The sequence below is a fragment of the Streptomyces sp. CS113 genome (genome assembly GCF_002188365.1).
Classification (GTDB): Bacteria; Actinomycetota; Actinomycetes; order Streptomycetales; family Streptomycetaceae; genus Streptomyces; species Streptomyces tendae.
The window spans coordinates 1-21,099 of the sequence record NZ_KZ195575.1 but is presented as its reverse complement, the minus strand read 5'-3'; the positions used below and the strand labels follow the sequence as shown (position 1 = coordinate 21,099).

Annotated in this window: 22 protein-coding genes and 1 pseudogene; 13 read left to right on the top strand and 10 right to left on the bottom strand. The window is 68.9% G+C overall.

What is annotated here, in order from left to right; genetic code table 11:
- The first annotated feature begins 74 nt into the window (after positions 1-74).
- The 4 genes from B9W62_RS39375 to B9W62_RS39360 all read left to right on the top strand — a co-directional run bounded on the left by B9W62_RS39375 (position 75) and on the right by B9W62_RS39360 (position 3,854).
- Positions 75-533: a hypothetical protein gene (locus B9W62_RS39375; RefSeq protein WP_087812337.1), complete on the top strand. Its 459-nt coding sequence runs from the start codon at positions 75-77 to the stop codon at positions 531-533.
- A gap of 170 nt (positions 534-703) precedes the next feature.
- Positions 704-1,090, top strand: coding sequence for a hypothetical protein (locus B9W62_RS39370; protein ID WP_087812336.1), 387 nt, complete (start codon positions 704-706; stop codon positions 1,088-1,090).
- A 13-nt stretch (positions 1,091-1,103) separates the two neighbouring features.
- Positions 1,104-3,287, top strand: a complete 2,184-nt coding sequence (locus B9W62_RS39365; protein WP_087812335.1) for a telomere-associated protein Tap — start codon at positions 1,104-1,106, stop codon at positions 3,285-3,287.
- A gap of 9 nt (positions 3,288-3,296) precedes the next feature.
- Positions 3,297-3,854, top strand: coding sequence for a telomere-protecting terminal protein Tpg (locus tag B9W62_RS39360; RefSeq protein ID WP_087812334.1), 558 nt, complete (start codon positions 3,297-3,299; stop codon positions 3,852-3,854).
- 84 nt (positions 3,855-3,938) lie between these two features.
- Here B9W62_RS39360 and B9W62_RS39355 read toward each other — a convergent pair whose 3' ends face one another.
- From B9W62_RS39355 to B9W62_RS39345, 4 genes are all read right to left on the bottom strand, one after another.
- Positions 3,939-4,418 (bottom strand): hypothetical protein, encoded by a 480-nt coding sequence (locus B9W62_RS39355; protein WP_143665504.1) that lies wholly within the window; start codon positions 4,416-4,418, stop codon positions 3,939-3,941.
- 162 nt (positions 4,419-4,580) lie between these two features.
- Complete coding sequence (locus B9W62_RS40455) at positions 4,581-4,739, bottom strand: hypothetical protein (protein ID WP_179236201.1); 159 nt, start codon at positions 4,737-4,739, stop codon at positions 4,581-4,583.
- A gap of 268 nt (positions 4,740-5,007) precedes the next feature.
- The gene (locus tag B9W62_RS39350) at positions 5,008-6,009 is read right to left on the bottom strand and encodes a helix-turn-helix domain-containing protein (protein ID WP_087812332.1); all 1,002 of its coding nucleotides are present in this window, start codon (positions 6,007-6,009) and stop codon (positions 5,008-5,010) included.
- A 9-nt stretch (positions 6,010-6,018) separates the two neighbouring features.
- Positions 6,019-6,294, bottom strand: coding sequence for a hypothetical protein (locus B9W62_RS39345; protein ID WP_087812331.1), 276 nt, complete (start codon positions 6,292-6,294; stop codon positions 6,019-6,021).
- A gap of 944 nt (positions 6,295-7,238) precedes the next feature.
- Here B9W62_RS39345 and B9W62_RS39340 point away from each other — a divergent pair.
- Positions 7,239-7,598: an effector-associated constant component EACC1 gene (locus B9W62_RS39340; RefSeq protein ID WP_087812330.1), complete on the top strand. Its 360-nt coding sequence runs from the start codon at positions 7,239-7,241 to the stop codon at positions 7,596-7,598.
- The gene (locus B9W62_RS39335; protein WP_087812329.1) at positions 7,595-8,749 is read left to right on the top strand and encodes a caspase, EACC1-associated type; all 1,155 of its coding nucleotides are present in this window, start codon (positions 7,595-7,597) and stop codon (positions 8,747-8,749) included. Before B9W62_RS39340 ends, B9W62_RS39335 begins: the two co-directional genes overlap by 4 nt.
- Here B9W62_RS39335 and B9W62_RS40450 read toward each other — a convergent pair.
- Positions 8,746-8,967, bottom strand: a complete 222-nt coding sequence (locus tag B9W62_RS40450; RefSeq protein WP_179236200.1) for a hypothetical protein — start codon at positions 8,965-8,967, stop codon at positions 8,746-8,748. The two genes, B9W62_RS39335 and B9W62_RS40450, sit on opposite strands and share 4 nt — an antisense overlap.
- A gap of 181 nt (positions 8,968-9,148) precedes the next feature.
- On the opposite strand from B9W62_RS40450, the gene B9W62_RS39330 reads away from it, so the two are divergent.
- The 3 genes from B9W62_RS39330 (at position 9,149) to B9W62_RS40065 (ending at position 11,748) form a co-directional block, all read left to right on the top strand.
- Positions 9,149-9,385 carry a hypothetical protein gene (locus tag B9W62_RS39330; RefSeq protein WP_087812328.1) on the top strand — a complete coding sequence of 79 codons (237 nt, stop codon included), beginning with the start codon at positions 9,149-9,151 and terminating at the stop codon, positions 9,383-9,385.
- Positions 9,386-9,442: 57 nt separating this feature from the next.
- Complete coding sequence (locus B9W62_RS39325; RefSeq protein ID WP_087812327.1) at positions 9,443-10,501, top strand: hypothetical protein; 1,059 nt, start codon at positions 9,443-9,445, stop codon at positions 10,499-10,501.
- Between the two features lie 152 nt (positions 10,502-10,653).
- Positions 10,654-11,748 carry a hypothetical protein gene (locus tag B9W62_RS40065; RefSeq protein WP_143665503.1) on the top strand — a complete coding sequence of 365 codons (1,095 nt, stop codon included), beginning with the start codon at positions 10,654-10,656 and terminating at the stop codon, positions 11,746-11,748.
- 89 nt (positions 11,749-11,837) lie between these two features.
- Here the strand turns inward: B9W62_RS40065 and B9W62_RS39315 are convergent.
- The 3 genes and pseudogenes from B9W62_RS39315 to B9W62_RS39300 form a co-directional block, all read right to left on the bottom strand.
- Positions 11,838-12,508, bottom strand: a pseudogene (locus B9W62_RS39315) (transposase family protein).
- A 76-nt stretch (positions 12,509-12,584) separates the two neighbouring features.
- Positions 12,585-13,253 (bottom strand): SUKH-4 family immunity protein, encoded by a 669-nt coding sequence (locus tag B9W62_RS39310; protein WP_256976836.1) that lies wholly within the window; start codon positions 13,251-13,253, stop codon positions 12,585-12,587.
- Between the two features lie 225 nt (positions 13,254-13,478).
- Positions 13,479-14,117 (bottom strand): LysE family translocator, encoded by a 639-nt coding sequence (locus B9W62_RS39300; protein ID WP_087812325.1) that lies wholly within the window; start codon positions 14,115-14,117, stop codon positions 13,479-13,481.
- Between the two features lie 381 nt (positions 14,118-14,498).
- On the opposite strand from B9W62_RS39300, the gene B9W62_RS39295 reads away from it, so the two are divergent.
- Together B9W62_RS39295 and B9W62_RS39290 are read left to right on the top strand one after the other, a co-directional pair.
- Positions 14,499-15,383, top strand: coding sequence for a PIN domain-containing protein (locus tag B9W62_RS39295; RefSeq protein ID WP_087812324.1), 885 nt, complete (start codon positions 14,499-14,501; stop codon positions 15,381-15,383).
- Positions 15,384-15,414: 31 nt separating this feature from the next.
- Positions 15,415-15,957 carry a hypothetical protein gene (locus B9W62_RS39290; protein ID WP_087812323.1) on the top strand — a complete coding sequence of 181 codons (543 nt, stop codon included), beginning with the start codon at positions 15,415-15,417 and terminating at the stop codon, positions 15,955-15,957.
- 224 nt (positions 15,958-16,181) lie between these two features.
- On the opposite strand, the gene B9W62_RS39285 is transcribed toward B9W62_RS39290, so the two are convergent.
- Both B9W62_RS39285 and B9W62_RS39280 read right to left on the bottom strand, forming a co-directional pair.
- Positions 16,182-18,836, bottom strand: a complete 2,655-nt coding sequence (locus B9W62_RS39285; protein ID WP_087812322.1) for a DEAD/DEAH box helicase — start codon at positions 18,834-18,836, stop codon at positions 16,182-16,184.
- 35 nt (positions 18,837-18,871) lie between these two features.
- A complete protein-coding gene (locus B9W62_RS39280) occupies positions 18,872-19,099 on the bottom strand; it encodes a hypothetical protein (protein WP_256976835.1) in 228 nt (75 codons plus the stop codon).
- Positions 19,100-19,403: 304 nt separating this feature from the next.
- Between B9W62_RS39280 and B9W62_RS39275 the strand changes: the two genes are divergently transcribed.
- Positions 19,404-19,880, top strand: a complete 477-nt coding sequence (locus B9W62_RS39275; RefSeq protein ID WP_087812321.1) for a peptidoglycan-binding domain-containing protein — start codon at positions 19,404-19,406, stop codon at positions 19,878-19,880.
- 116 nt (positions 19,881-19,996) lie between these two features.
- Positions 19,997-20,452 carry a peptidoglycan-binding domain-containing protein gene (locus B9W62_RS39270; RefSeq protein WP_087812320.1) on the top strand — a complete coding sequence of 152 codons (456 nt, stop codon included), beginning with the start codon at positions 19,997-19,999 and terminating at the stop codon, positions 20,450-20,452.
- Positions 20,453-21,099: the final 647 nt, after the last annotated feature.

Here is a 21,099-nt window from a genome sequence, read left to right as displayed (position 1 = left end):
GCGTCCTGATCCCAGCCTGCTGCGCACCCAGGGGCGTCCGCCCTGCACGGTGGTGGTGGACCCGCGAAGACGATGTGCGCATCACCCAGACCGCCCTGGCCTCGCACAATCCGGCGGCCGGCCACTTCGTGGTCCATCCCACCGTCGCCCCGGGCGGCCGGCTGCTGTGGCAGGACATCCTGCGGGCGCTGGGCGCACGCGTCGATGCCCGCGCCGGCCGGGAGGCACAGGAGGACGCCGTCCGCGTGGCTCTGCGCGCCGCGGGCCCGTGCCAGGTGACGGTCCTGCGTGCGCACCGGCTCGGCCTCGGCCGGTGGGCGGACCTGGTGCATCTGCACCGCACCACCCCTGCCGAATTCGTCCTCGTGCACCACGCCGCGCTGCCCCGCGACCTTGCGCATCTGCTGCGCCATTGTGATCAACGCATCGTTGACACCTTCACCGGCGTGGCGAGGCTGCATCCGCCGACACCGACAGGGCCCCGATGCCATGGAGCGGGCACCGGCCCATTTCCTCCCGTGGGCAGCGGCTGAGGCCGAGGCCGGCGCCGCCTGGCCACTGTGTACCGGGCCGCGTCAAGGCGGGGGCGTTCCGGCCGGGCGCGAGGCGGCCCCCGGACCCCGCAGGAGCCGCCTCGCCTTCCTCAACGTGCAAGGAAACAACGTTTCGTTGTTTCTTTGTGTGGTGGGGGTAGCATGCCTGCATGGCATCTGAAGCTCACGGCCGGGCCCGCGCGCAACTGTCCGCGATCGCGGAGGATCCCGCCGCGGGCTGGGCACCGGCGCACCATCTGGAGCAGGACGCTGTGCTGCTGGGGCGTCTGCTGGCGGCCGCCGCCGGCCACCGGCAGGACGGTGGGCAGCGTCCTGACGTGAGCGCTGATGAGGTGGCGGCTGGGCTGAGTCTGTTCGAGGAGATGCGTGTGGCGCTGGACCGGCTGGAGACGCAGGTGGTCATCGAGGCCCGGCGCCGGGGTATGGACTGGCGGCAGATCGCCGGGCATCAGGGCCTGAATTCCTCCCAGGCGGCCTCCCAGCGCTACCAGCGGCTGGTGACCCGCCTGGAAGAAATCCGTCAGGGCGTCCGGTAGGCGAGGGGCAGCCATGACGGATCAGCCGCAGTCCCTGTTCAGCGCCGTCGACGCGCTGCTCGCCGCCGTCGACGGCGGCGGTGTGCTGCCTGCCCTGGACGAACGGGTCCGCCTGCGTGAGGCGGCCGGACTGACCCAGGCCGCCGTCGCACAGGCCCTGGGGGTGCGCGTGGCCAGCATCGAGGCATGGGAAGCAGGCCGTGCCGAACCGAAAGCCGAACGCCTCGAGGCCTACCGCAGACTCCTGGAGGGCCTGTCCCGGCGTTTCCCGGCGTCCGCCGCGCCGTCCGGCAGCACCGAGGCCCCGCCGCGGCCGGACCCGGGCGCCGCCCCGCCGTCCGCACCTGTGGCACCGGCCGCCGCTCCTGCGGCACCGTCCCGCCCGGCGGCGCCCGGCAGACAGCCGGCCCGGCGTGCGCAGGGGAAGCAGAGCCCTGCCTGCCTCCGCACCGCCGCGGCCGGTGGCACAGACCCGCGGTTCGAGAACGGCCCGCTGGCGGTCGTCGACGTCGAGGACGGGCAGGTACGGGCGTACTGCACGGGCGGCCTGGTCCTGGACGTGCCCGCCAAGAGCCTTGCAGCCCTGGTGGACTGGACGCTGCGCGAAGCACGGCTCGGGCAGGCCAGGCTGTCCGGGCCGGGCAAGGACGCCGACCCGCTGCTCGTGCTCACCCAAGCCGCTCTGGAGCGCTACGGTCTGCCGACGACGCTCACCGAGGAGGAGCAGCTCGCCGGGCGGATCCCGGAGGGTCACAAAGCCGTCAAGCAGCTCGCCCGCGCGCAATGGAAGCTGACGAAGCGCGGCTTCGGCCCGTGGGCGCGGATCTACCGCCCCGCCACCGGTTCGGAGCGGGCCTGCGTGCAGGTGTGCATCCCCTCGTGGAACGCGCTGGCTGCCCGGCACTGGGGCCACGCCGGGCAGCTCCCGCCGGCCGAACTCGCCCGCGTCCTGGGCGTGTACGCCTCGAGGGTGATGACCCCGCGCGGTTCGACCGCGGTCACCGGCCTGGAGCTGATGACCGCCCTGCACCCGCCGACCCGCGCTTCCCGGCCCGACGCCGACGGCAAGCGGTACTCCGAGCACAACCCCGGCAGTCTGGGCCAGAACCCGGTCGACTGCGCGCCCTGCGAGGCCCCCGACGGCCACCCGCTCCTGGCCGACCTGCCGCGCTTCCACGTCCGCGGCCCGGCGGAGAAGCTGTTCGAGGAGGCCTACGACTGGGCCCGGCCTATGACTGACGACGAATGCACGCTGCGGCACCTGGTCGGCATCGACGTCAACATGGCCTTCGCCGCCGGCGCCAACGGCCTGACCGTCGGCCTGGGAGCGCCCACCCGCCTCGAGCGACCGGTGTTCGATGCGAAGCTGCCGGGCTCGTGGCTGGTGGACCTCTCCCATGTCGACCTGTCGCGGGTGAAGGCGGGCAAGGAGTGGGTGGAGCTGGACGGCAGCCTGCTGCCCTCCCCGTTCACGCCGAAGGGCGAACACCCCGAGGGGCCGGCCTGGTACGCGACGCCCACCGTCGCCTACGCGGTAGAGCTCGGCTACGAGGTACGCCCGATCGAGGCATACGTCCGCCACGAAAGCGGCCGCTACCTGGACGGCTGGTACCAGCGGCTGCGGGACGCCTACCTCGCCACGATGTCCGACCTCGGCGTCGGTGCCGACCTCGCCCCGGACGACTTCCTCACCGCGATGAACGGCTACAAGGCCCGCGACCCGGAGCTGGCGATCGTCGTCTCGGCTATCAAGGCGACGGTCAAGGGCGGCCTGGGCAAGCTCCGCGAGCGCCCCCGGGGCGAGGGCTGGAAACCCGGGCAGCCGTGGCGCGCCCTGTCCCGCCCGACGTGGCGGCCGGACATCCGCGCGGCGGTCATCTCCCGCACCCGCACCAACCTGCACCGCAAGATCGTCAAGCACGCGGCGTTCACCGGCCAGTACCCCGTCGCGATCCTGTCCGACTGCGTCGTCTACGCCGCGAACGGCACCAGCCCGCTGGACTTCCTGCCCTACCGGGAGGGCAAGCCGCTGCCCGGCGGCTTCAAGCTCGGCATCAACCCCGGCCTGGTCAAGCACGAGGGCACCCAGACTGTCCTGTGGGGTGAGGAGGTCCGCGAGCGGTTCAACGCCCCGGAGCTGAACCTCGCCCGGTACATCAAGGACGGCACCGTCACCGACGCCGACAGCGGAGAGTAGGAGCCGGCGATGAGCCTGTTCGGAGACGGCCTGGACGCTGCCGTGCAGAAGGCGTTCACCCGCCCCGCGCCCAAGAGTGCGGGCGCGCAGATGCGGTACCTGGTCAAGCAGCTCAAGGGCACCAAAGCGGTGGCCCAGATGCTGCGGGTCTCCCAGCGCACCGTCGAGCGCTACGTAAAGAACCAGATCAAAAGACCCCGTCCCGACCTCGCCGCCCGTCTGGAGCGCGAGGTGAAGGCCCGGTGGCAGCCGCAGGTGAGGGCCAGGGCCCGGCAGAAGGCGGCAACCACCGACGGCATCGTCATCGACACCCGCGCCCGCCTGGGCTACACCGCACCGATCGGGTCGACGGACCAGGACCGCATCCGCCACCTGACCGTCGCCCTGCCCCCGCACTACGCCGCCCGCCTCTTCGACGCCCACCAAGCCGGTGCCACCGACCAGCAGCTCCAGGGCATCGCGGCCGAAGCACTCAAGGACGTGTACTTCCAGGACGGCGGCCGCCGCGCCGGCTCCCTGGAAGAAGTCCGCTTCACGGACATCGAGCACCTCGAGTTCGACCTGTGAAAGCCGGGTCCGGGCCTGAGATCCCGGCGCTGTGACTGAGCGCTTCATTTGGTGAGTGAGCGCGCGAGTTGGCGAGTGGAGTGTTCAGCGCCGGCGGGACGGTACGCGATCGGCTTCCAGGTCGAGACGCATTGCTTCGCGCAGCCGCGTGAGGGCAGCTTCGTACTCGGCGCGGCCACTCGAGTAGGCCTCATCCCAAGCAAGGGTGCCGGCTGCGGCGAGGTCCCGTACGTCACGCAGTCGGCGGAAGGCGTTCTCGGAAGCGGCAAATACGTGCGACGCGGCCATGATCGACATCTGGTATCGCACTCCGTAGCACGGGGCGAAGCTGTCACGGGCGGAGCGTGCCCGTTCGAGGGATTCCATCTCCTGGTTGCGCGCCAGGCTACGGAAGGAGTTTCGGGCCTGAGAGAGGCATGTGAGGTAGTCGCTGTACAAGGCCCGTCGTACCCCGAATAGGCGATCGTCCTGTTCGCGGCGCCAGCGGCTGCGGTCGAGCAGGGCGGCGGAGGCGGTCGCGATCAGGGCACCGATCACGGCACTGACCAGCGTCATCCACTGCATGAGCCAGAGGGTAGAGCGCACGCGCTCGCACCGAAACAGCACAAAAGTGGCCACGTACCAGCGACGTCCAAAGGGGACTTCTCAGCTCGGTCGATCGGTCCTCCCAGGCTGGCCTGAATTCCCGGCTCGGAAGCAGAGCACCAGGGAAATGGTGCGTCTCGCTCAGTTGCCGTACGTGACGAGCGGAATGAACCCGCCAGCAAAGACCGCGAACAGCAGGAGACAGCCGAGCGACTGTCGACCCTGCGCGTCCGCTCGTGCGGCCTCATGCCGGGCAATGCCCCGGGCCACACCTCGCGCGATCTGCTCCTCGTCGTCCACGTCCCTCTCCCAATGTCCGACCGTTACACATTGTGGGAGTGAAGGCACATGGGCCCGCCTGAGGGCCATTGATCGGAGGCTGCGCTCAACCCGACAACTGAAGCACTCAGTCACAAGCGCCCGGATCCGGGCCGTCCCAGGCCCGCGCGCCCGTGCCCGGCTGCCCGTGCTCTCCCGCCCGCTGGGCTGTGTTCACCGCAGCGCACACGGCCCAGCGGGCGTTCTGTTCTGTGACCGCCTGAGGTGTTTCCTCTGACCTCGTGGACGGTCAGCGGGCGGCCGTCAGCCGGTGTGTGGCCGGCCGGGGACGCTGTACCCGCTCCCGTGCGGTGGGCGGGGCTCCTCCGGCCGGTGTGCGGGGCTTGTTCGCACTCCCGCCGGCTGTGGGGCCGCCGCGGCCCCGGCTGGAGAGGTTCTTCACCTCGAGCGCGATGTACTGGCCGTCGTGCGTCGTGAACAGGTCCGGCTGCCAGGCGAGTGGAGCGTTGGGGCTCTTCCCGTTGAGGGAGGCCTGTGATGCCAGGTAGCTGTGCATACCGAGTGCGACGGCCTCGTCCAGCGCTGCGGGCGGCAGCAGTTCGGCCAGCCGTCTCCATGCCTGGCTGTTGGTCCGTGTGCCCGGCCCGCCCGCGTGGGCGGACGCCATGTGCAGCAGGCGCCGCTCGACGGGGCGGTCAGCAGTCGCCGGTTCTTGCGGCAGTTCGTGCGTGGCGGTGGCTTTGGCGAAGGCGGCTGTCCAGGCGGTGTGCTTGTCGGGCGGGACGCCGCAGCCGGTCAGGAACGCCTTCAGTTGCTGCTCGTCGGCGGGGACGGCGTCACGGTTGACGATGCGGGCGGCGCTGCTGACGGGCAGGGCGAGCGGGTTGCCCGAGCGGTCCCGGATGTCCCGCAGACTCGGCGCCCCTGCCTGTTCCCACACCACTTCCAGAGCCCGGCTCAGGTCAGCGGCGTCGCTGATGAGTTCGGGCCGCGGGGCGTGCAGCCCGGACAGCCGGCCGCGTTCCTCGATGCGCGCGTGCCGCCACAGCTCACCGGCGTACTGCGCCTGTGCCGGCCCGCCGCCGCAGCCCTCCACGTAGGCCTCGACCGTCGTGTGCCGGGGCACCACGGTGCCCGAGGCCGCCCGCTTGAGCGTGGCCGGCGACAGTCCCGTCGCACGGGCCAGTTCCCGATAGGTCAGGGCGGCCGACTGCCGACGCAGACGCAGATATTCGGCCAGCCGGCCCCGGGCGGGCCGGCTGTGGTCGACGGGATTCTCCCGGCGTCCCATCGCGGCCTCCTACTTTCCGGCGGCGGCGCGCAGCACCGCACCGGCCAGCGACGCCGCACGGCGGCGTCCCCCGCTCACGGTCACGACCGCCGCCGCGCCCAGGGCGCCGCAGCCGCCCAGCAGGACGAAGATGTCCTGCAGCGGTACCCCGGCCACGTGCAGGGCACCGCCCAGGACGGGGAAGGAGACGGCTGTGAAGGCCTGCGGCGCGCCGAACCGGGACGCGGGCTCCATCCGCACGGGTTCGGCGGGGGCGGGCGCTGCGAGGGTGGTCTCGGTGGGCATATGACGTCCTCTCGGCAGGCCCGGCCCGCCGGAAGACGGCGGGCCGGGCGCGAATCTGCTACTGGCTGCAAACTCCGTGTGCACAGCGGCGATTGGCGTCGCCTGCTGCGCCGGGGGAGATCTTCATCATTCCAGGACGGGGCCGCTTCCCGCAGACCGATCGCCGACCGTAAAGACCTATATGTAGGGTATGAGAATTTTTTGGTTCGCTGGTGTCCAAGAGAGCGGTTCTCACCCCTTGCCCCTGCGTCCACCTCTGACCAGCACCGGTGTCGTACGACGGCGGCGCAGGACGGGCCCGGCCGCCGGGATGGTTCATCAGCGTCCACGCTCGGCTTGCCGCAGTCCCTGTCTATGAGTGATGGTGGGCCGCACAACACCACGAGGCCGGTCCTGCCGGCCCGCGAACGTCCCTCAACTGCTACTGGCTGCAACCGATGCTGACAGGGACACCCGGCACCAGCCACGTTGGCGCGTGGCCTGCCCGCACCGAGCCGGCACCCGTTGCACGGGCGCCGGCTTTCGTGTGTGGCCGCCGCACACCCCTGCGGCCGGGCCTATACGGCGGGCAGGACTCTCGGCCGGCCGCCTGTGCCCCGCGGCGCGGGACACAGGCGGCCCTCGCCCCACCCGTACGCGCAGCCCGCCGGGGTCTGCCCGGGCTGCGAGGTGAATCCGCAACAGCGCCCGCCCGGGAGCCCGGGCCCGCGGCCGCACCGCGTCCCGCCGCAACACGGCCGTCATTGCCCGGCCTTCGGGCAAGCTCGTCGGATGGAAGGCATCTCTGGCCGGAGCGCGCATCTTCCTGGCCGCGCCGTGCCCCGGGCCGGGGTTGCGTGGCCGGAACGGATACAACCCACGCAAGCGTCCTGGATTCTCCGGCCCTCGCGGGGGACAGGTCTACGTCGTCGTTGGAATCGGTTGCGGGAGCCGGGGTGGGTACAGTGCTGTTCGAGGTGCGGGTCGATTCGTCTGCGGGGGAGCTGCGTTCGCTGCAGGGCTGGTTGCGTGCTGATCCTGAGACGCGCCGGGCGGTGACGGCACAGGTGCGGGGCGGTGTGCCCGGGCCGGGGGAGATGGGCACGGCGCTCGATGTCCTGCAGCTGGTGACGGGCAACGGGTGGAGTGCGGCGTCGTTCGTGCTGGCGGTGGCGGCATGGCGGCAGACACGTCCGCAGCGGCCGCGGGTGGAGATCCGCCGCGGGGACACGGTCATCGTCCTCACTGACTGCTCCGATCAGGAGATCCAGCAGGCGACACGGGCGCTTGACCGCCTCGACGGCGAGGGGGAGGCAGGCCGGTGAGCGTGCTGCCCGACCCGGGCGCGTCGCGCGCGGTCCTGATCGGCACGAGCCGCTACCGGCACCTCGAGCAGCTGCCGGCCGTCTCGAACAATCTGCAGGCCCTCGCCGGCCTCCTGACCAGCCCGGTGTCCCTGCACCTGCCCGCCCAGCATGTGAGCGTCGTCGAGGACCCGGCCGCCGGACAGAGCGCGGTGGGAGCCGTGAGGCAGGCGGCTGCCGAAGCCACCGACACGCTGATCGTCTACTTTGCCGGGCACGGCTCGGTCGACGCGGACGCGCTCAGCCTGGCCTTGCCGGACACCGAGCACGGGCGGATCGAGACCAGCCTGCCCTACGACTGGCTGCGCCAGGTTCTCCTCCTTGACTCCCGTGCCGAGCGGCACGTCGTGATCTTGGACTGCTGCTACAGCGGCCTGGCTCTGGGGAGGATGAGCGCCTCACCCGGGCTCGCCGACCAGGCCGCGGTGGAGGGCAGCTTCCTCCTGGCGGCCGCCGCAGAGACCCGGACCGCCCTGGCGCCGGTCGGGGACACCTACACCGCCTTCACCGGCGCACTGCTCGACACCCTGCACCACGGCATCCCGGGCGGTCCGGCCCTGCTCGATCTCGCGGCCCTCTACCAGCATCTGCGCCGCACTCTGGAAGCGAGGGGACATCCCGTCCCGCAGGCCAGGGACCGCAACAGCGGCTCCAAGGTGGCACTTGGACGCAACCACGCCTCCCTCCCCGCCTCGCCGGCGGTCCTTTCGCCCGGCACCGTGAGCGGTGAGCGGCCCTGGCCGGATCCGCGGTCCGTCCGCACCGTCACGGGTTTCTTCACCGCTCTCGCAGACGTCCGGGTGATCAGCGGCCTGACCCACCAGGCGGTCGGTGAGCGTTCCGCCGGACGCATCTCGGCCGGCACCGTCAGCCGCCTGCTCAACCGCACCACGCTCCCGACGACCTGGGGCACCGCCGCCGCCTACCTCGCTGCCTGCGGTGTCCCCGACGCCCAGATCACCCAGTGGCAAGCCCTCTGGGAGCACCTGCGCGCGCAGCCCGCGACGGCGGAAGCGGACGCAGCACGCCCCACACCCCCAGCGCCGGCGGGAAGCGGCAGGGCACGGGTGTGGCCGCGGTCCCTGCCGGTCTTCCGCCGAAAGCGGGGCTAACGACCCGATACGGCAGAGGCCGAGGAACTCGACGGCTGGGGCGCGGGCGTCTTCCCCGAGCCGTCGGACTCGTCGGCGAACAGCGTGTTCCATCCGGCAACGGCCACCAGCACCGCCACCACGATCACGCCCGTGGACGGCTTCTTCCACTTGCCGGAAGCCGACGACGGTTTCACATAGTGCCCCGCCCGGTAGTACCCCTTACGGTTCTGCGCCACAGCTACCCGCCCCTCCGGCTCCGTGCGACTGCCTGCCGGGCGAAGTCTCCCAGCGATGGGACCGCACCGGCCTCCGAACAGCTGAGCACGGCTGATTCTGCACGGTCGACCCAGCAGTGCACCCTCCGCCCCGCGCTACACCGCCGTGCTCCGCTCACCGGCCGAGTGCCCTCGCTGCGGCATGGTCCAGCCACTGATCGCGCGGGATGACGACGGTGCCGATGTTTGCGGGCCATGTGTCGGCTTCGCCGCCGACTACACCTGCAAGCAGTGCGGCCGGACCGGCAACCCCCACAGCCGCGGTCGATGCGCTCACTGTGTCCTTGCCGAGCGGGTCAACGCCCTGTTGGCCGGGCCCGATGGCACGATCACCTCGCAGCTGGAACCGCTCGCGGCGGTGCTGGCGGACGCTCCCTGACCGTTCCTCGCCATCCAGTGGCTCAAGGAGAGTCCGAACACCAAGCTCCTCGCCCGGTTGGCGTCCGAAGGACACGAGCTCAGCCACGAACTGCTGGACGAGCTCCCGCCCAGCAGGAACCAGCGCTACATCCGCCAACTCCTTTTACACACGGGGGTGCTGGAGGAACGCAATGAGGACCTCGAACGCATCCCGGGTTGGCTGGAGCACGAGCTCGCGGACAAGCCGGCCGCGCACGCCAGCCTCGCCCGCCCCTTCCTGCACTGGTTCCTGCTCCGACGCGCCCGTCAGCGGGCCGCCATACGTCGCCACCCCGCCTCCGCCGACCGCGACCTGCGGCGCCGCGTCAGCGTCGCCCTGGACTTCCTGTCCTGGATAGACCAACGCGGCCTGCCCCTCGCCGACCTCGCCCAGGAGCACATCGACGACTGGATCGCCGGGGCCACCAGCCAGCGACGCTACCTGATCCGCTACTTCCTGAAATGGACCACGAGCCGCCGGCTCACCCGCGAACTAACCGTCCCCTCCATCCCGAGCCAGGAGCCCCAGGACCTGCTCGACGACGACGATCGCTGGCGGCTCCTCCAACGCTGCCTGACCGACGACGCCCTGCCGACGGATGTCCGGGCCGGCGGCGCGATCACCCTGCTGTTCGGCCTGTCCACCGAACGTCTTTGCCACCTGACACCTGAACAGCTCAAGTTCGGTGACAAGCACGCCCACCTGATCCTGGGCCGCCACCCCGTCCTGCTGCCTCCACGGCTCGCCGAACTCCTTCGGCAACTTGCCGAACAGCCCCAACTCCGGCCTCAGGTCTCGCGAGCCCACCCAGGTCCTCAGTGGCTCTTCCCGGGCATGGTCCCGGGCAAGCCGATCTCGACGCACGGCATGACCCAGAAACTCAACCGGCACGGCATCCCGGTTCGCACCGCGCGCAACGGGGCGCTGGCCGCCCTCGCTGCTGATCTCCCCAGCCCGATCCTCGCCGACGTGACCGGGATGCACCGCCACACCGCGCTCCGCTGGGTCGCCTACGCCCGACGCGACTGGGCCGAGTACCTCGCCGCCCGCGCCGAGGACGAGGCCGGCGGCCGGAAGAAGGTACGGCCCCAGTGACCCCCGACTGCATGGAAGTCAAGGCGTCGATCAGGGTCCGCGCTCATGTTCCGGTCTGACCGGGTGGGGACTTCACCCGTCACCCCGTCGTCTACATGGTTGTGCACCATGGCGCACTCGACACGAGGAGTCAGCTCGGACATCATGAACGAATGAGACTGCCATGGCGTAAGAACGCATATGCGATCCTGGGCAACCCTGCCGTTGCCGACAGAAACGTGCAGTTCTTTTCAAAGCTTGACAGAGTCGACCGTGCAGACCCAGTTGAGGTCGCCAAGAAATACGCGAAGGAAATGTATGGCCGCCGAGGAAATGTTCCACTCCTCAAGGAAAGGGAGCGCAATAGAAGTCGCTTTCATATCGGCCTCAACGTCCTTCCCGCTGATTTCTCTGAAGTCACGAAGAAGTCATTCCTCGTCTCCGACGTCTTGATGTTGACACAGGACCAAGAAGGGCCCGAGGTGCCACTGGGGGCACTGGAAACATCAATTTTCGGTGGAGGTGATGCGCTACAGGAACCTCAGGCGACTTACTACAGTACGCCATACGGATTTCAGTGCTACGACCCTGCAGGACTCGGAAGATGGCTGCTGGACACGGAACCTCTCCTGAAGGCTGGCCTCGCTTGGTACTTACCTCAGTTCGTCCAGTCGGATACGGCGGTAAGCGGCTATCTCGCTCCAGATCACCCTCTCAAGACCACTCCCATCGACTACGATTTCCTCATCCGAGACGGCAGGGCGATTGAAGCGTCTGGAGCCGAACCTATCGCCAGCCACGTAACGCGCATCCTCTTCAAAATGAAGATCCCATACATCGAAGGTGTGTCACTCGGCGACTTCAGCACTCTCACTGTTAACGAATTCAATTCTCACACTGCCTTCAAGGCGTGGCTGCGGCAGAGGCTCCTGGAGTTGGATGACGCTCTGGAGGACACTCAGTCGCAGCGCAGGATTGCCGCCATCGAAGAGGAGATCCGCAACGGAGTTGCCCAGGTGGAATCCCAAATGGCGAACGCCGCCAAAACCAAGAGCGTAGCCACTACAGGCGCCGTAACATGCACAACCACGGTCGCTTTGCTCGCAATTCAACAGCCAAGCATGCTCGCCGTCGTCACCGCCCTCGGCATCGCCCCCGCTGGCCTGTGGAATTTCCTCAAGACGCACTCCGAGGAGGGTAAGCCTAAGGCGCGTGAGAGCGATTGGTTCTACCTATGGGCCCTCATGAAGGACAGCGAGCGCTGCTGAGGAACGGTGAATTCGGCAGTTTGGCGCTCTAAAGGCTGTCCCGCAAGTGATCTGAGGCGTGCTCCTCATCAGCCGTCGGCATGGATCCGCTACCCGGTCAGGGTGAGGTTGTGGAGGCGAGCGATGCCACGCATGGCGTGGTGTACGCCGTCGCCTTCCAGGCAGGTAGCTCGGTCTGGCTGGGTTCTCGGCGGTGCGGGATGATCAGACCAGTGCCGCGGTAGCCGCCGTCGGCGATCACAGTGGTGTTGCCGACTGAGCTCTTGGCTCCGGACAGTTCCTATGCCTTGCAGTCGTTGCGGTTACCTGGCACGGGCCGACCGACGGAGACGACAAGTCGTGAGTCGGCATCGATGACGATCTGGTGGTTGGTCGAGTAGCGGTAGTTCTTGGACTGCTCCGCCACGCTGTGGTCCCGTGTCGGCACCAGGGTGCCGTCCACGATCAGCACCGTGTCTCTGCGGAAGCGGCTCCGTGGCCGCAGCGCGAGCAAGGGACCGAGCTGGCTCACAATCCGACCTGCGGCCGACTTCGAGATCCCGAATAAGGGAGCCAGCTGCCGCAAGGTCAGATTCGTCCGCCAGTACGCGGCAACCAGCAGCACCCTGTCTTCCGGCGGAAGACTCCAAGGGCGGCCTCTGCGAACAAGGTGCGGGCCTTCGCGCCGCAGCATCGTGACCAGCTTCCCGAACTGCTTCGGACTCAGGCCGGAGTACGGCGCTATCCATGACGGCTCCGACGCCGTGATCACAGCCCCCACGTGAAGATCATCTCAGTGGTGGGCCTGGCATCCCTGCACGATCGAGGTCCACGGGTCCTGGATCTGCGGGCCGAAGTCAGTAGAGCCAGCGGTCCAGATGCGCTGGCCAGAGCAACCCCTCGTAGCCGTTGAAGGCCGCCGGGTCGATCTCCTTCAGTTCCTCGGCCAGCCGGTTCAGCTCTGCAAAAGCCCGCTCTTCCTCCTCTTCAGAGAGGTACTCCTCAGGACCGTCCGGCTCGCTGAGAAGCTCAGAGGCTGTGACGAGACTGCCGTAGCGGTGAAGGACATCGAGCCACACGTCGACACCCGAGTTGGCGAACCATGCCTCCCCGTCCGGCATGACGAAGTAGACCGCCCCGGTCTCCGGCTCGACACCGAACGATGACCGCTCGGCCTGATCATCGGGGTCCGCCTGTTCGGTGAGACGGTAGAGCGGGCCACGGGACGTGAGAAGGACCGGCTCAGCCTCGCTCTGCATCACGACGCGTTCAATGAGGCGTGGAGCTACCGGGATGCCCACCTCGACGAGCTGTGCCTTCATGGAGCCAGGGATCCGCCAGCCGACCACAACATCCTGTCCGGCTCGTGTGACATGCCCCAGGCCGGCCCACTCGGTCAGCTGGTCGTACGTCGGCATCGAACGATCCTCTTCCATCGGCTGAGCCCCTCCCGCGCGATCCGTGGACATCTTCGTCGCCGAGGCATCCGGGCTGTCATCCCGCAGCCCGCTGATCAGATCGGTCACCGTCTGCGGCGAGGCCGCGCCGGAGGCCGGCCGCCCGGCTTTGACGCTGAGAAATACAAGGAGCGCAATGCCGTCGAGCGGTGCATCGCCCGACTCAAGCAGTGGCGCGGCCTGGCCCTACGGACGGACAAACTCGCTATCGCCTACCAGGCCGCCCTTCACGTCGCGTCCATCTTGATCTGGGTCCGGTGCTGAGCAGGTCGCTGGACCCTGACCTGCGGATCGTCAGTTGGTGAGTGCCAGCCTGATACCGAAGATGCCGATGACAGTGCCGGTGATCCGGTCGAGCAGGCGGCGGGCGTGGGGCTTGCGGAGCCAGCCCTGCAGGACACGAGCGAAGCCGATGAGGACGGCAGACCAGAGCAGGCCGATGAGGATGTGCACCGTGGTGAGCAGGAGGCCCATGGTGAAGTGGCCGGTGCCCGGGGGGATGAACTGGGGCAGGACGGCGACGTAGAAGGCGCCCATCTTCGGGTTCAGGAGGTTGGTGAGCATCCCCTGGCGCCAGCCGCCGCTGACCGAGTCCGCGTCGGCGGCCAGAAGGGAATCGTCCATGTCTGTCGTGGGGAGCCCCCGGAAGGTGTCCCGGAGCATGCGGGCGCCCATCCAGATCAGGTAGGCGGCGCCGATCCAGCGCAACGCTGTGTAGGCGAGGTGGGAGGCCGTGAGAAGCGCGGTCACGCCGAGGGAGGTGAAGGCACCCCACACCAGAGTGCCGGTCTGGATTCCGAGGACGACGCCCCAGGCTCTCCTGCGCTGGCCGAGGGCCGACGTGCGCAAGATCAGCGCCGTGTCGAGTCCGGGAGTCAGAGTGAGAAGCCCTACAACTAGAGCGAAGGACCACAAGGCGGAGCTTATTGCCATGGAATGCCAGCCTACCCCGCCAGATCGCGTGCTCAGTTAGCGGGTCTCGTGGATCTTGAGCTGTTTAGCCACTACGTCAAAGAGACACGCCCTAGGTGTTGCGCGGCCCGCAGGACTGTCCCCGTGTTCGCGCAGGTCACCACGCCGTTTTGCCGTGGTCGGATCGCTGGCATCCCCGTTGCGGCTGCTCTGCCCATGTCCCTTGGCTGGAGTGAAGGAGGAAGGGACGGGCGGGATGGGCGGCCGCGGCCGGGGATCGGGGGCGTCCCAGCCCGGTCGCCCGTCGGCCAGTGCCGCCGCGCCGCCGTCAGCCCGGCGACGGAGGTGCTCTGGGATGTCCGACCGGTGAGGGCTGTCAGTGGCGTGCGACATCATCGGCAGATGGCCACGCAAGCAGCTCCACCGACCTACCTGGATCGCCTCCGGACGGACCTGGACCTGATCGAAGCGGACTTCGTGCAGATCCTCGCGGACTCACAGATCCGAAACACCGACCCCAACCGCGGACGCGACTACGTGATGCACCTTGGCGCTCCCAAATGGGGATGGGTGCCCAGCAGCCCCGAACTCGAGGCGCGACGAATGCAACTGCTGGGGCGCGTGCGGGACTGGGAGCCGCTGTTCCGCCTGCTTTTCCCGCATCCGACTCCCGAGGTCACCAAGCGCCTTGAGGAGAACCTTGAGCTACTGCGGCGCTGGCTTGAGCGCCCGCGTGACAGAACGGTGCCGGCCACCATCGGCAAGGCCACCGACTACGTGCGCGACGCAGTGACCACACTCCGGACACTGGGGGAGCTGCTGCCCTCTGACCCCTGGGTGGTGCGCCTGGTGGTCGACACGAACGTGCTGTTGGATGACCCTGACGTGGCGATCTACACGCCGCTGCTGGGAAAACGGTACATGGTTCACCTGATGCCCGCTGTCCTGCGGGAACTGGACGACCACAAGCGCGCCGGACGCAACCCCGATATCCGAGAGGCGGCGAAGAAGGCCGACCGCCGCCTGAAGGGACTGCGGACCAACGGCGACGTGCGGCGCGGCGTCCGAGTCGCCGGCGACGTGCACGCTGTCTTCGAGCACATCGAACCCAAGGGCGACGGGCTGCCGAACTGGCTGGACCTAGACGTGCCTGATGACCGCCTGGTGGCCTCCACCTTGCTGCTGCAGTCCCGGCATCCCGGCTCTTCCGTATACGTGGCCAGCGACGACATCAACCTCCAGACGAAGCTCGCCGCAGTCGGACTGCCGTTCATCGAGGCACCCTGAACGGACGCTCCGCGCTACATACGCTCAGGACATGACGATGACGCCGCAAGAGCTTGAGGATCAGAAAGAGACCCTGGAGCTGATCAACAGCGAACTCGCGGCGCGTCTGGCACGCCAGTCGGAGTCGGGCGCGAAGGTGGACACGAAAGCGATCTTCCTGGTCGGCTTCGCGGCCACAGGCGCCCAGTTCCTGGCCCCCCGGAGCTTCGAGCCGTTCACCGGCACCGCGGCCTTCGCGGCGTACGCGGTGGCTGCCGGCTTCGGCATCTCGGTCTTCAACCTCGCCGAGTACGAGGACATCAAGCCGCGGGACGTCCTGGACACCTACGCACGCTCGGAAAAGGGCGCGACGCTGGGGGCCCTGGCCGGAACGCGTGTGGGGATGTTCGAGAACAACGCCCGCCTGCACCAGCGGAAGACCAAGCGATGGACGGTCGCCCTGGCCGCTGTCACCGCCGGGATCGTCCTCTCCACTGTCAGTCTCGTGCTGCACACTGGCGGCCATGACAGACACACAGAACCAGGGGAACCCACTCCCACCTCCTCCGCCACCACCTCCGCCCAGCCTCACTGACTCCCTCGCCAACCCGGCACTCGTGGGCACGGAGAAGAGGAACGAAGGCAAGCCCGCGCGCAACGGGGCGGCCACCCCGCGACAGACCGCCGAACGGCGCTGACCCGTGCCGCGAGAGCGGCCCTCGCCATTGGCCAGACATACGAGACCCCGGGCATCTGCGGCCCGGGGTCTCTCTGTGCTCTGGGATGCCCGACCGGCTCAACGACCCGCCGACGCGAGCGTCACGCCCACTGCACGCCCAGCTCCCGCAGCGCGCCCAGCTGCTCCGCCGTGAGCCTGTCCCGCCTCGACTTGGTGTTCGAGACCCACACACCCAACTTCACGGCCACCGGCTCCGCCTCGCCGTCGACCGCGATCTCTTCGCTGTGTCCCCTCGGCACGGGCCGGTCCGCGCCTTCCCGCTCCACCCACTGCGTGAGGGCCGCCAGGCCCCGCTGGAACGCGGCCTGTGCCTTGTTCGGGCCCTTCGCCGCATGCTCGGCTGCCGGGGCGGGAGACGGGGCCTCAGCGGGCTTCACGCCGAGCTTCGACAGCCGTTCCTGCTGCTCGGTCGACAGCTGCGCCCAGGTGCCTGGGTTCTTCTGCTGCCGCTGGAGCCACTTGCCCAGGTCGTCGCCCTCGAAGAGCACCCCGGGTTCGATGACCGGCAGGACGCCGTCGGCGTCGACCAGGTCCGCGAGGACGCGGTAGTGCCGCTGCCAGTTGAGCGGCCAGGGGCAGTTCCAGTCCGGGTCGATCGCGGCCAGCTGCTTCGCGCGCTCCGCCGCCCGCTCCGGGGCCTTGCCCAGGCCGCCCTTCCGGCGCAGATTCGCGAGATACTGCCCGACCGGCACCATCGCCTCGCCCTCGCCCCATACCGCGTCCTGACGCGGAGCGAGGTGCCCCATGGCCCGCCGGTAGGACCGGAGCGCGGCGAGCTTGTTCTCCCACGCCTCCTCGCCCGGCTCCCACACCATCCCGGCCTCCGGCGCGTCCAGCAGGGTCTTGCGCCGCTCCTCTAGTTCACCTGCCCGCAGCGCCTTCCGCTGCTGGTGGACCCAGCGCCCAAGCGGAAAATCCTTCGTGACCCCCACTTCCACCTCGACGTCGTAGGGCACGGCGTAGAGGCCGGTGATCTCGTTCTCCTTCCGCCAACGGAGCAGAGCCTGGTAGCCCTCCAGCCACACCAGGGACTCGGGCCGGTAGACCCGGGTACGCAGGAACGCCGCGATGGTCGCGGCGTCGCGCGGGCTGGAGAAGTGCAGCAGCGTTGTTTCGGCAGTGGCCTGCGTGTCGTCCTCCTGGGCCTCGCCGCCGACCCCGACGTTCTGCCCGTCTTCGTCTCGCCGAACGTGTACCTTGCGCTTCCCGCTGGTGAGAGCGCGGGAGGCGAGCTGCTCGACGAGTCGTTCATCGTGACTGCGGAGGCCTTGGAGGACGGCTACAAGGGGGCGGAACGAGGCGGAGGCGACCATGTCGGTCGGGTCCTCGCCGGGCTCCAGGAACACCGGCACGATGATCCTGGCCACCTTTGTGCTGCCGTCCTTGTTGAGCCGGAGCGCGCGGCCGATGTTCTGCACGATCTCCACCTGCGAGCCGCGGGTGTCCGCGAAGCAGATCGAGTCGACTCCCCGCTCGCCGGTGATGTCCACGCCCTCCCCGAGCACGCGAACGCTGGCGAGGAAGGCGCGGTGCACCCTGCGCCCGGCCGCGTCGATGCCGTTGGCGAACTGGCGGATCGTCTCGCGCCGCTCGGCGACGGTGTGGTCGCCGTACAGCCACGCCGACCACACCCGGTCCGGCGGGACGTGACGGCCGGCCTCCAGCTCGTAGAACTCCGCGTCGATGGAGGACTTCGGCAGCCTGTCGGCCGCGGCCAGGTCGTCGTCGGTGGCGTCGTTGACGTACAGCTCGGCAGCCGTCTCCGGCAGCTTCTCCGCGAACGCGGCCGCTTCCTCCACCTTCTGGTGGAACGTCATGACCGTACGCAGGTTGTACACGGCGGCGTGCTCCAGGAGCGCGGTCTGCAGGAGTGCCAGGCGCCGGCCGCGCCGGGCTTCCTCAGACTCCCCGAGGACGGGGGAGGGGTCGCGGATCTCCAGGACGTCGATTTCGAACCCGGCGAGGATCTCCCGTTCGATCGCCTCCGAGAGCCCGAGTTCGGCGAGCCATGCGCCGTACGTCCCGTTCGGGTCGTCGGCCATGGTCGCGATCTCCGCCTCCTGGCCGTCCGTGCCCTTCTGCGGGCGGGCCGCGGCGAGGATGCGTGGGGTCGCGGTCAGGTAGAGCCGGAAGTCCGCCGGGATCCGGGCGTTGTCGTGGATCGCCGCCCACGGACGGCCAAGATCACCGGCGGTTCCGTGGGCCTCATCCACGATCGCGAGGTCGAAGCCTGCCATGCGCTGCCCGTAGAGCCGCTCCCCGCCCGCCAGAGCGGCCTCCAGCGGCCCGCGAACCTTCCGCTGACCCTCGGGTGCGTCGATGTCCTCGCGGTCCACGAGAGAGGCGTACGTGGCGAACACGACCACGGGCCCGTGCCCGGCCCACAGGGCGAGCTGGATCGGGTTGGTGGTGGTACGAACTCCGAGCGCGTTCAGGACCGCGTCGTTCTCCAGCGAGCACACCGCGACCATCGGGCCCCGGTGGCCCACCGCCCGCCACGCCTGGGCGGTCTGCGCGAGCAGGTCCAGGGTCGGCGCGGTCACGAGGATCCGGCCGACCGCGAACGACTCCAGCGCGCACGCGGCGGCCGTGATCGTCTTGCCCGAGCCGGTCGCTGACACGATCGTGGCACGGGCACCCTGCGGGGGCACAGATGACCTTGCAGGGAATCCCACCCACCTGCGAAACGCGGAGCGCTGATCTACCTGGTGTTCCTTGAGCTGAATCGCTGACATTTCTATGCCCTCCCCCGCTGAATTCCTGTGGTCTTTCAGAGGGCCGCGTGCGGAATGCAGGCCGCGCCCAGGTCGTTCCAGATCGACTCATCCGCCCTGTGCCAGTCGCCCGGCTTTCCGTCCTTGAACGGCAGCTTGTCGTCCACGTCGTAGTGTCCGGCATCGAGCGTGCAGACGACGACGCCCCCGCCCGCGTTCCGCGTCCGAGCCGTGCACAGACCGCCAGCCTCACCCAGCGCCTCCAGCACCCGCCGCCGCGCCATGGTCGGTCTGTGCGGCGTTGCGTGCCTCCTTGTGCTGCGGGCGGCGCCCTTGCGCACGCTCGTCCCGCCGTAAGGACGCGGCGGGCGGTGTCCCAGCAGCTCAGAGGGTGGGACGTCCCGGGACGGGGTCACTTCCGGCCTGGCAGTGGTCGGACGCCACACAGGTCTCGCAGTCTTACCGCGGAGCCGGCCAGAACGCGGGTGCAGTCCGCCGGCACCACCGCTAAGGAGGACGCGGTATGCGCCGCTCCTCGACGAGGCCCCCTGTCCTGCCGGTAGCGGCGGGACAGCAGAGAGGACAACCATGCGACCTGTTTTGACGAGGACACTCGTCAGCGGTGCCACCATCATCGGAATCGCCGCCGGAAGCCTGGCAGGCGGGACGTTCAGCGCTGCCGCATCCGAGGCGCCCACCAAGCCCGCGGCGAGCACGCAGAGGGCTTCCGTCCTCGCGGTGAACAACCTTGGCCTGACCGTCGCCCGGGCGAAGAACTGGCAGTGCTTTCTGACCCGTTCCGGCTTCGAACCCTGGGAGCACAACGGGCTCCTGGGCACCGACAGCTGGAAGGCCGCGCAACGGCTGTTCAACGCCCAGGGCTTCCACGGAGGCACCCGCTTGGTCGTCGACGGAATCGTCGGACCTCGCACGATCATGGCGCTGCAGCGCTTCCTGAACTGGTACGGCTTTTCTCTGGCCGTCGACGGAATCGTCGGAGACCGGACCACGGACGCCTTCTGGGATTTCAACGGCGTCCCCGTTACGGACCCTCGGTGCGTATGACCTGCGTCCGAGCCGTCGCGCACCAGCCTGAATCCCAGACCCACCACTGATCCGACCCAGCCCGCCCGTCCAGACCATTTAGTTCCATCCATCGAACATCAACAAAGGAAAGCAGCATGCGAACATTGGCAAAGGCACTCGTCAGCGCCACCGCCGTGATCGGCGTAGCCGCAGGCGGCCTCGCGACCGCCGGCACGGCCATCGCCGCCCCGGCCCCCACCCAGCAGCAGACGGCGACCAGCGAGGCCGGCACACTCGCCGTGGTCAACCTGGGACTCAGCACCCGCCAGGCCAAGAACGTCCAGTGCTGGCTCAAGCACTGGGACTACAAGGGCCAGATCGACGGGCTCCTGGGGACCAACAGCTGGAAGGCGTTCCAGAGCTACCTCGAGGTCGCCAGGGGCTACGACGGCGACATCGACGGCCTCGTCGGCCCGAAGACGATCCAGGCACTGCAGCGCGAACTCGCCACCGCCTGGGACTACAACGGCGACATCGACGGAATAGCTGGGGACCAGACCAAAGCCGCGTTCAAGCGCTTCGCCAATGCCCAGGCAGTTTACTGTTCCTGAGCAACCGCCAGCTAACAGAGATTGAAGCAAGGAGATAGCAGGGTTCTGGCCAGCGCTGTATAGGACACCATCTGATGCCAGATCCCTAGCCCTCTAATGCAGCCACGGGCAAGAAGGCCGGGCCTCATGTACTTGAGGCCCGGCCTTCTTCCAGAGTTAGTCGAAGCCTATGAGTCAGTTCAGATGGCGAGGCCAGGCGGTTGATGGGTGTCTCGTATTTCCGCCAATGCTACATGCGAGCTAGGTGCTGGCTCCAGAGTCAATCGGACCTGCGGTTTGAAGCACGGGAGTGGCCTGGTTTTGCCAAAGCTACATACTGAATCACCTGATGCAGAGTCACCGTCCCCGGTCATCACTGTCCTTGCTGCTCGGGCCGCAGGCCCGTTGGCCGACCCGCACAGCGGGGCCGGCCTTTCGGGCGCACCGCGCCCGGGTGGCTGGAGCGCAGCGGAAGCCACCTCGCGGGGCCACAGTCCCCGCAGCTCCGGGAGCGCAGCGAACGGAGCGTCACCCGCCTTGCACAGCAAGGCGGGTGGACTGCTCGCGCAGCGAGCAGCAGCGCTCACGCGGAGCGTGAGCGCAACCCCCGCGCGCAGCGCGGGGGTTCGCTTGCCCATCGCGCAGCGATGGGGTACCCGCTCCGCGGG

Bases quoted from the DNA above. Each gene is read 5' to 3' on its own strand.
- B9W62_RS39370 (WP_087812336.1), top strand. From the start codon at position 704: ATGGCATCTGAAGCTCACGGCCGGGCCCGCGCGCAACTGTCCGCGATC.
- B9W62_RS39365 (WP_087812335.1), top strand. From the start codon at position 1,104: ATGACGGATCAGCCGCAGTCCCTGTTCAGCGCCGTCGACGCGCTGCTC.
- B9W62_RS39360 (WP_087812334.1), top strand. From the start codon at position 3,297: ATGAGCCTGTTCGGAGACGGCCTGGACGCTGCCGTGCAGAAGGCGTTC.
- B9W62_RS39355 (WP_143665504.1), bottom strand. From the start codon at position 4,418: ATGCAGTGGATGACGCTGGTCAGTGCCGTGATCGGTGCCCTGATCGCG.
- B9W62_RS39350 (WP_087812332.1), bottom strand. From the start codon at position 6,009: ATGGGACGCCGGGAGAATCCCGTCGACCACAGCCGGCCCGCCCGGGGC.
- B9W62_RS39345 (WP_087812331.1), bottom strand. From the start codon at position 6,294: ATGCCCACCGAGACCACCCTCGCAGCGCCCGCCCCCGCCGAACCCGTG.
- B9W62_RS39330 (WP_087812328.1), top strand. From the start codon at position 9,149: ATGGTCCAGCCACTGATCGCGCGGGATGACGACGGTGCCGATGTTTGC.
- B9W62_RS40065 (WP_143665503.1), top strand. From the start codon at position 10,654: ATGAGACTGCCATGGCGTAAGAACGCATATGCGATCCTGGGCAACCCT.
- B9W62_RS39300 (WP_087812325.1), bottom strand. From the start codon at position 14,117: ATGGCAATAAGCTCCGCCTTGTGGTCCTTCGCTCTAGTTGTAGGGCTT.
- B9W62_RS39295 (WP_087812324.1), top strand. From the start codon at position 14,499: ATGGCCACGCAAGCAGCTCCACCGACCTACCTGGATCGCCTCCGGACG.
- B9W62_RS39290 (WP_087812323.1), top strand. From the start codon at position 15,415: ATGACGATGACGCCGCAAGAGCTTGAGGATCAGAAAGAGACCCTGGAG.
- B9W62_RS39285 (WP_087812322.1), bottom strand. From the start codon at position 18,836: ATGTCAGCGATTCAGCTCAAGGAACACCAGGTAGATCAGCGCTCCGCG.
- B9W62_RS39280 (WP_256976835.1), bottom strand. From the start codon at position 19,099: ATGGCGCGGCGGCGGGTGCTGGAGGCGCTGGGTGAGGCTGGCGGTCTG.
- B9W62_RS39275 (WP_087812321.1), top strand. From the start codon at position 19,404: ATGCGACCTGTTTTGACGAGGACACTCGTCAGCGGTGCCACCATCATC.
- B9W62_RS39270 (WP_087812320.1), top strand. From the start codon at position 19,997: ATGCGAACATTGGCAAAGGCACTCGTCAGCGCCACCGCCGTGATCGGC.